10 protein-coding genes and 1 rRNA gene are annotated in these 7737 nt (G+C 65.5%); 5 read left to right on the top strand and 6 right to left on the bottom strand.

Going from position 1 to position 7737, the window contains the following annotated elements:
- Positions 1 to 201 (bottom strand): 16S ribosomal RNA (locus AAC997_RS05090); the annotation flags it as partial.
- Positions 202 to 1079: 878 nt separating this feature from the next.
- On the opposite strand from AAC997_RS05090, the gene AAC997_RS05085 reads away from it, so the two are divergent.
- Positions 1080 to 1529 carry an Rrf2 family transcriptional regulator gene (locus AAC997_RS05085; protein WP_340644606.1) on the top strand — a complete coding sequence of 150 codons (450 nt, stop codon included), beginning with the start codon at positions 1080 to 1082 and terminating at the stop codon, positions 1527 to 1529.
- Positions 1530 to 1555: 26 nt separating this feature from the next.
- On the opposite strand, the gene AAC997_RS05080 is transcribed toward AAC997_RS05085, so the two are convergent.
- From AAC997_RS05080 to AAC997_RS05060, 5 genes are all read right to left on the bottom strand, one after another.
- Positions 1556 to 1996: a hypothetical protein gene (locus tag AAC997_RS05080; RefSeq protein WP_340644605.1), complete on the bottom strand. Its 441-nt coding sequence runs from the start codon at positions 1994 to 1996 to the stop codon at positions 1556 to 1558.
- Complete coding sequence (locus AAC997_RS05075; protein WP_340644604.1) at positions 1993 to 2424, bottom strand: hypothetical protein; 432 nt, start codon at positions 2422 to 2424, stop codon at positions 1993 to 1995. The genes AAC997_RS05080 and AAC997_RS05075 overlap by 4 nt, the downstream gene beginning before the upstream one ends.
- A gap of 368 nt (positions 2425 to 2792) precedes the next feature.
- Positions 2793 to 3032, bottom strand: a complete 240-nt coding sequence (locus AAC997_RS05070; protein ID WP_340644603.1) for a hypothetical protein — start codon at positions 3030 to 3032, stop codon at positions 2793 to 2795.
- A gap of 151 nt (positions 3033 to 3183) precedes the next feature.
- Positions 3184 to 3612 (bottom strand): CBS domain-containing protein, encoded by a 429-nt coding sequence (locus tag AAC997_RS05065; RefSeq protein ID WP_340644602.1) that lies wholly within the window; start codon positions 3610 to 3612, stop codon positions 3184 to 3186.
- A gap of 56 nt (positions 3613 to 3668) precedes the next feature.
- Entirely contained in the window at positions 3669 to 4307 is a 639-nt protein-coding gene (locus AAC997_RS05060; RefSeq protein ID WP_340644601.1) for a rhomboid family intramembrane serine protease, read from the bottom strand.
- 165 nt (positions 4308 to 4472) lie between these two features.
- Here AAC997_RS05060 and hfaA point away from each other — a divergent pair, with 165 nt between their 5' ends.
- From hfaA to AAC997_RS05040, 4 genes are all read left to right on the top strand, one after another.
- On the top strand, positions 4473 to 4910 hold the full coding sequence (hfaA, locus tag AAC997_RS05055; protein ID WP_340644600.1) for a holdfast anchoring protein HfaA: 438 nt from the start codon (positions 4473 to 4475) through the stop codon (positions 4908 to 4910).
- Positions 4900 to 5904 (top strand): holdfast anchoring protein HfaB, encoded by a 1005-nt coding sequence (gene hfaB / locus AAC997_RS05050; protein WP_340644599.1) that lies wholly within the window; start codon positions 4900 to 4902, stop codon positions 5902 to 5904. Before hfaA ends, hfaB begins: the two co-directional genes overlap by 11 nt.
- Positions 5867 to 7060 (top strand): holdfast anchor protein HfaD, encoded by a 1194-nt coding sequence (hfaD, locus tag AAC997_RS05045; RefSeq protein ID WP_340644598.1) that lies wholly within the window; start codon positions 5867 to 5869, stop codon positions 7058 to 7060. Before hfaB ends, hfaD begins: the two co-directional genes overlap by 38 nt.
- 89 nt (positions 7061 to 7149) lie before the next feature.
- On the top strand, positions 7150 to 7737 hold a 588-nt coding region (locus tag AAC997_RS05040; RefSeq protein ID WP_340644597.1), incomplete at its 3' end, for an insulinase family protein.

Genomic DNA, 7737 nt, shown 5'->3' with positions numbered 1-7737 from the left:
GCCGCTCCAATGGCGATAAATCTTTCCCCCGAAGGGCACATACGGTATTAGCTGAAGTTTCCCTCAGTTGTTCCGTACCAAAGGGCACGTTCCCACGCGTTACTCACCCGTCCGCCGCTAGTCCCGAAGGACCCGCTCGACTTGCATGTATTAGGCCTGCCGCCAGCGTTCGCTCTGAGCCAGGATCAAACTCTCAGGTTGAGTTGACTCTGACTTCAATGTGACAAACCCGAAGGTCTGTCTGGCATTGGTCTACATAGTTTCTTGACGAGGTACATAACACCAACGATCCGAAGACCGTGTGGCATATGGTATTGTCTTCAAGAGACCGCAGATTAGTCAGCGTCGAGATAGTCTGGTTAGGACTATCGCCAGAGCGCCGCCGCCTGCGTTTCTCTTTCCAAATCAACAATGTCAAAGACCGTGACTGGGTTTCCCCTGCCCCACTGTTTAGCGCCGGTGGTCGGCGGAGGCGGCTATCTAGTGGCCGGCCTCTTTCGTGTCAACCGATCCTTTCGGACTTTTTCGCCAGAGCCCGGAAGGTCCGGATTTAGGCAAAAACTTCGCTCCGGCCTAACCGAGGGGTTAGCCCCACCAAGTCGGTAGCGATTCGATTGAAGCTGCGGAACATAACGATCTGCAGTCGAAAAGCAAGAGGTTTTTAAGGACCTCTAAGTCTTCGCCGCGGCCGTTGTGGGCCTCAGCGAGGAGCGGCGTGTCTAGTTGCCGTTCCCCCTAGTGTCAACCGGCTCTTTCGAACTCTTTCCACCGATCCGGAAGATCCGGAGGCCGATGGAAGGAGACCCTAGCGCCAGGTGCGGGAACCGAGGTTCCCGATCCCGACCGGGGGTCCGGTCGCCGCTCGGTTGACGTTACGAAGAACAATGATTTCAAGTGCTTGGTAGCGCCTGAAGCCGTTGTCCGCCGCCCCGTCGTCCGAGCGAGGGGGGCTTATATGAGCGGGTTCGAAACCGCGCAACCCCCTTCCTACAGTTTGATGACAAAAGCCCACGCCGCCCTGTGGATAGAGCCCGCCGCGGCCTGTGGCCTTGGGCCGCAAACCCCGTGCCCACGGGGATATGGAAGCGTTTCGGAAAGGGGGGGCGAAAAGGGCCGTGCCGGACGGCCTGTCCGGGTCGAACGGGCCCGGGACGGACGGCAGGCTGGTGGTATCCAGGGAAACGGCCGGCCGCGGGGCCCCGACGCGCCAAGTCCTGGCTGCGATTCTGCGGCGCGCATCCCGCAACCAAGTGGTGAGGCGCAAGCGTGGTGAGTCCTACGGTGCTCTCCTGGGCCGCCCGCCGGCCGAGATCAGCTTCGTCGAGATGGTCGGGGCCGTCGATGGGCCGCCGGCGCTCGCCCCCTGCGTCAGCCGGCTGTCGTTCCGCAAATGCGACGACTGCCCCGACCTGGCCACCTGCTCCCTGCGCGAGGCCCTCTTAAGAGCGCGCGACGCCACCTCCGACGTGCTGGAGGGCTACAGCCTGGCCGAGGCCGCGGCCTGCGAGGGCGCCGAGGTCCTGACCTGACCGCAGGTCTTGGACACGGGCCGGGGTCACTCTCCGGCGAGATCGCCCTGCCTACGGCAACTCTTCTTGGGAATGATCGGAAAACCCGGCGCGGCGTCGTCATGGAACACACCGACCTTATCCGGCACGCCCCTCTTGCCCAGGAGGTGGATAGCGAAATCCGGCGACACCTGGATCACGAGGGGGTGGTTCATATCCCCCATGAAGGTCACAGGCCTCCCGTAGTCATACCTGCAGTCATCCGACGACACGACGACGTGCGAGTCGATGCCGCCATTCCAGACCGTCTTGTGGCGTCCCGGCCGCAGCCGAAACTCGTAGGGTCGCCTCTCGGCTCGGTGAGGCTTGTAGAGCGGAAGCACCAACACCTGGGGGGTCTGATTGTAGAGCTTCAGACTCGGCGCCGTATCGCAGCCCGCCAGAACCACGCACATCATCCCGGCCAATCCCGCAGGTGCGATCCTCATTGCAATTCCCCACAGGTCTTCACGGGCTTGATCGGAAAACCCCTGGCCTCGTCGTCACGAAAACGTCCCGGCCAGTGGCGGGTGTGATTCCTGTTCAGAAGGTGAGCGACGAAGTCGGGTTCGATTTGGACGACAATTGCGGAAGACGTCTTCCAGAGCTCCCCCACATAGGCTCCGTAGTTATAGTCACACCCGCCGGAACTGATGACGATCACACGGCTGAACTCGTAGGATCGGATTCGCGCCCGCTTTCCGGCTTCCAGCTTGAGGTCATAGGGCGTCCCGGGGCCGACGCCTGACTCTGGGACCTTCGTCAGATGCAGCATGAGTTCCTGCCCTGTCTGATTGTAGATTCTGATGTCCGGGAAATAGACGCAACCCGCCAACAGCATGCAGAAGGCGGCGGCGCACGAAGCCGCGAACCTCATCGCGGCCGCCTCCCCCAGGGGCGGGGCGGATTCTCTTGCGAGCCGCGCTCATTCCAATTTGAGTCGCCGTGCCAGTCGTGGTCCCTCCCGAGCGCGTAGGCGCCGCCCAGCAGGTTGGACGGCAGATAGAACGGCCCCAGCATCTCGCCCTGCTTCACGTGCTGATCCTCATGCCGAACCGCAGCCTCCCCAGCCTCTGGCGTGACGCGTCCCTGATCATCAGCCCATCTCACCCCATGCGAGTCGTGAGGGGCATTCGGATTGCCATTGAACACCACCGCGTTCCCCAGCGTGATCGCACCCCCCAAATGGGTTGTTGGTGAACTGGACAGTATCTCGGTGAAGCTGGATGTGCGGGTTCTTCCCCATCACCTTCCCCACCCGTACCCGATCAGGCCGTAGCCCAGACCAATCGCCGTATTGGGCGCATTCCAGACCTTGCCCAGAGCACTCCGCATGGCCTCGCCCCTGGCCGGGTCCTTCTGCCAGCGCGCCAGCAGGTTCAGCTTCTCTGGCGAGAGGCTCGGCGCAGGCGGCAAGGCAGGCGGCGACCCGGTCGCCTTGATCCCGGCGTCCTGCGGCTTGCGGCTTGCGCCGCCCCAACACATGCAGGCCTGACGGCATCTGAGACGTCTCCTTTGGGCAAGGCGAGCGCCGCGCTCACCGAGCCACCAAAGGTCGCATGAGAAGGCCGAAGAAGCGAGAACAAAGTGCGAACATTTCGAGGCCTTCACGTGGCCCCATCCGACGCGCCGGGCCCTACCCCGCCGCGATATAGGCCTTCAGTCCGTCGGCCTCGGCCTCGACCTCGGAGATCTTGTGCTTCACCAGGTCGCCGATGGAGACGATGCCGATCAGCCGCTCGTCCTCGCACACCGGCAAGTGCCGCAGCCGCCGGTCGGTCATGCGGCTCAGGAGTGAGTTCACGGTCTCGCTCGGCTCGGCGAACACCACGTCACGGGTCATGCAGCTGGAGACCGGCTGGCTGAGGGCGCCCGCGCCGTGCTCAGCCATCACCCGGACAATATCTCGCTCGGAGACGATCCCCGCCACCCGGTCGCCGTCCATGATGATCATGGCCCCCACACGCCTTGAGTGCAGCAGGGCGCAGATGGCGCTCACCGTCTCATTGGGGGTGGCAGTGAAGACCAGGTCGCCCTTGGCCTTCAGGATATGCGAAACAAGCATCGATGCGTCCTCCCGTACTCGCCGGAGAACGAAGGTCGCTCAAGATCGCTGGCAGATCAATCGACTACACCCCGACGTGATAGCCAGCCGAAGGGGGTCACCAGCACCAGCCCCGCGGCGTATCCAAAGAGATGCGCCTCCCAGGCCACCGGCATGCCCCCCGCGCCGGGGGCGAAGCCCACCACGGCGATCAGCAGGTTCACCACAACCCATGCGGTGGTCATGCCCACCACGGCCGGACTGAGATAGGGACCGGGAACCCCCTTCCCCGCGATCATCCGCGCCGCCGCCGCCATCAGCCCCGCCACCGCGCCCGAGGCGCCTACCAGCAGGTGCGACTCCCCGGCATGCACCAGGCCATAGCCCAGGTTCGCGAGCGCACCGCAGACAAGATAGAAGAGCAGGAAGGCCAGCGCCCCAGAAACCCTCGCGCCATAGAAACGCGCGACGGGGGTTCCAAAGGCCAGGGCCCCGGCCCCATTCATAAGAGCGTGCGCCCAACTCCCGTGAACAAAGAGCGCGGTGACAAGGGTGACGCCACGCCCGTCCCTCAGGTCAGCGGGGGCGAATCCATAGGTCGGCAAGATTTGCTCAGGCGGCAGGAATGACTGCAGCGCAAAACCCCCGATGATCGCCACCGTCATGGCCACGGCGGGCCAGGGAGCATTGAATATGGGCTCGCGGGGTTCGTCCAAAACACTCTCCAAACTCAAAACAGCAACGAAACCCAAGGCTTCGGCGACACCTCATTAACCAAATCGCCAGTGTCTTGGCTCTTTAATGTGAGCTGTCCGGTTTTGGCACGCTCTGTGCTCCCGACTGACCAGACGCTTTCGTCCGCGCGGAGTTTTCGTATTTCCATGGCCGTCGCTCCCCTCGCCGCGCCGCGTCTTGTCTGGCTCGCCGCGGCCCTCGCCTTGAGCCTGGGCGCCGGCCAGGCCAACGCCCAGGCGATGTCCACAAATTCCGCTGACTTCAACTCGGGCTACGGCCGTTCGGCCGGTTCCGAGAACCATCCCGTCGAATTCGCCACCCGGGACGCCAACGGCAACCGGATCATTGTCGATGGCCTGATGCTCACCGGTGAAGACCAGTCCAGCTTCTCCAGCGCCACGGGCGCGGCGGACGCCTATGCCGGCGTCGGCGCCTCGGCGGGCGGCGCAACGGCCATCGGCAACAACCTGACCGTCGTGACCCAGGGCAACTACAACACCGTCATCATCAACTCGTCCCAGACCAACACCGGCGCGGTCACGGCCAACGCCGGCGCGACGGGGGGCGTCGGGAATGGCCAGTAGCTCTCTCTACCGCGTCGCGGGCCTGCTGAGCGCCGCGGTCCTGGGCCTGGCCGGTTGCGCCACCCCCGTGGCGGGTCCCAGCGGCAACTACGCGCGCTCCATCGGCACGGCTCCGGTCACCGCCAACCCGACTCCCTATTCCAACGCCCTGGTCTGCATGGCCGGCTACGCCCGCAACGCCAAGCTCGTGGCCCCGCGCATCGCGGTGGGCCGCATCGCCGACTACACCGGCAAGTCGGAGTCCGACGGCTCGGGCCGCAAGATCACCCAGGGTGCGTCCCTGATGGCCATGTCGGCCTTCGCCAAGGCGGGCATGCCCCTGGTGGAACGCTTCGACACCTCGGTTTCCGAGTTGGAGCTGAAGTACGCCAACAACAAGCTGATCTCTGACGCGCCCAATCCCGCGCCCAACCAGGCCGCCGAATACCGGCGCATCCTGGCCGGTCAGGTGCCGGGCTCGGACTTCTATGTGGCCGGCGGCGTCACCGAGCTGAACTTCAACATCCGCTCCTCCGGCGCAGACCTCACCGGCGGTGGGGTGGACGCCAAGGAGCTCAAGGGTTCGTTCCGCGCCCGCATGTTCGTCATGAACATCGGCCTGGACATGCGCCTCATCAACACCCGCACGCTGGAGGTGGTGGACGTCATCTCCTACCAGAAGCAGGTGGTCGGCCGCGAAGTGGGCGTCGGGCTGTTCGACTTCCTGGGCGGCAACGTCTTCGACGTGTCGGCCGGCGCCGGGGCGCTGGAACCCATGCAACTCGCGGTTCGGGCCCTCGTCGAGCGCGCGGTCGTCGAAATGACCGCCAACCTCTACGGCATGCCCGGCCCCCGCGCCTGCCTGTCGTCGGACCCGCTGGGCGACGGCACGGTGGGCATCACCGGCGGCTATGTGCCGGCCTACAACAACCTGGGCACCAACAATGCTGAAACGCGGTCCGATCCTTCTCGCTGGAATGCTCGCAGGGATTCTGCCGTGCGGGGTCGCTACTAGTCAGACCAGCACGGTTCTGAACAATCAGCTCCAGCTCGGCGACGTCTTCAGCCAGCAGACCCTGAACGTCGAGACCGTCAGTGATTCCACCACCGCCAACACCACGGCGACCGGCAACGTCTATTCGGCCTCCACCGACAGCAGCGACCTCGACGTCCGGTCCAATCAGACCTCCAGCGGCGACATCCTGGCCCACACCGTGGTCAATGTGGCGGCCAACTCCGGCGCCGAGACCAGCCTGACAACGACGGCGGGCGGCAACCTCGGCGAAGGCAATGTCTACGCCGGGACCATGACGGCGGTCTTCAACCAGGCCACCACCGCGTCCACCATCAAGGCCAACAGCCAGATCGAAGCCCACGAGGGCGAGACCGGCCAGGTCACCGCCAGCACCCAGGCCGTGGCCAACAACCAGAATCTGGGCGTCAGCTACGGCGCCGCGGGCGTGCGCGTGAACCAGGCCAACGCCGGCGAGGTCTATGCCGACGGCGGCGCCATCTACGGATATGTCTCCGGCTCGGCTGAACTCACCGCAGGCGCCATGGGCAACAATGTCGCCCTCTCCGGCGACGGCGGCTCGGGCGTTCGCGTCATCGCCGATCAGCAGAACACCGCCGACAGCATCCAGGCCGCCCACTTCACCGCCTATGGCCAGGTGCAGGACGCCAAGACCACCTCCATCGCCGCGGGCAACAACTTCAACGCCGTCAACCAGGGCTACCTGCTCGACGCCACGGTGAACCAGGGCAACCAGGCCTACGTCCGCGCTCAGGCCGAGGGCTCGGCCGCCAACTTCGGCGCGGGCGCGGCGATGGCCAACGGCGTCGGCAACAACGCCGTCATGGGCGCCATCGGCGGCGAGGTGATCGTCGACAACACCCAGTTCAACGAGGGCGGCGGCATTGAGGCCCTGGCCACCTACAGCGGCGGCGAGGGCTATGACGGCCTGGCCTCAGCCAGCGCCAGCGGCAACGCCGCTGTCGGCTATTCCTGCGCCGACTGCTCGGGACGCCTGACGGTCGCCAACAGCCAGACCAACACCACCGACGTGGGCGCCACCGCCACAGGGACGCTCACCACCGGCCGCTCGATCTCCGGCGTCGCCAACGCCGTGGGCAACACCGCCACCTACTATGTCAGCCGGCCCGGCGAGTAAGGCCGTCCTGCCCCCGTCCCGCCTTGCGCCCGCCACGACCCGCGGCGCATGGTGCCCGACCATTTGAGCCCTCGCCCCGGAAAGCCTTGATGATCCGTCCCCTGCGCGGCGCCGCTGCGCTTCTCGCGGCCACAGCCCTCAGCGGCTGCGCCGTCCCCCACATGACGATGCCCAGGCTTGGGGGGTTCGGGTTCGGACAGGACAACGCGCCCGCCGACACCGCGCCGCTGAAACTCGCCCCCGGCCAATGGGTCCAGGCCCGTTCCGACGTTCCCGCCGACCCGGAGGTGCGCTTCGGCGCCCTGCCCAACGGCATGCGCTATGCACTCCGCAAGCAGTCCATCCCCGCCGGCCAAGCCGCTCTGCGCCTGCGCTTCGACGCCGGCTCCCTGCAAGAGACCGACGCCCAGGCCGGCCTTGCCCACTTCCTCGAGCACATGGCCTTCAACGGCTCGAAGAACGTGCCCGAAGGCGACATGATCAAGATCCTGGAGCGCCTGGGCCTGGCCTTCGGCGCCGACACCAACGCCTCCACCAATCTCGACGAGACCATCTACAAGCTCGACCTGCCCCGCACCGACGCCGAGACCGTGGACACCTCGCTGATGCTGCTGCGCGAGGCCGCGGGCAATCTCACCATCGACCAGGCCGCCGTCGACCGTGAACGCGGCGTGGTG

Origin of the sequence: Phenylobacterium sp. (genome assembly GCF_037968635.1) — a bacterium.
Lineage (GTDB): Bacteria > Pseudomonadota > Alphaproteobacteria > Caulobacterales > Caulobacteraceae > Phenylobacterium.
This window is presented reverse-complemented; position numbering and strand designations above follow the sequence as displayed.

Coding starts and splice junctions, on each gene's coding strand:
- AAC997_RS05085 (WP_340644606.1), top strand. CDS start 1,080: ATGGAAGCGTTTCGGAAAGGGGGGGCGAAAAGGGCCGTGCCGGACGGC.
- AAC997_RS05080 (WP_340644605.1), bottom strand. CDS start 1,996: ATGAGGATCGCACCTGCGGGATTGGCCGGGATGATGTGCGTGGTTCTG.
- AAC997_RS05075 (WP_340644604.1), bottom strand. CDS start 2,424: ATGAGGTTCGCGGCTTCGTGCGCCGCCGCCTTCTGCATGCTGTTGGCG.
- AAC997_RS05070 (WP_340644603.1), bottom strand. CDS start 3,032: ATGTGTTGGGGCGGCGCAAGCCGCAAGCCGCAGGACGCCGGGATCAAG.
- AAC997_RS05065 (WP_340644602.1), bottom strand. CDS start 3,612: ATGCTTGTTTCGCATATCCTGAAGGCCAAGGGCGACCTGGTCTTCACT.
- hfaA (WP_340644600.1), top strand. CDS start 4,473: ATGGCCGTCGCTCCCCTCGCCGCGCCGCGTCTTGTCTGGCTCGCCGCG.
- hfaB (WP_340644599.1), top strand. CDS start 4,900: ATGGCCAGTAGCTCTCTCTACCGCGTCGCGGGCCTGCTGAGCGCCGCG.
- hfaD (WP_340644598.1), top strand. CDS start 5,867: ATGCTCGCAGGGATTCTGCCGTGCGGGGTCGCTACTAGTCAGACCAGC.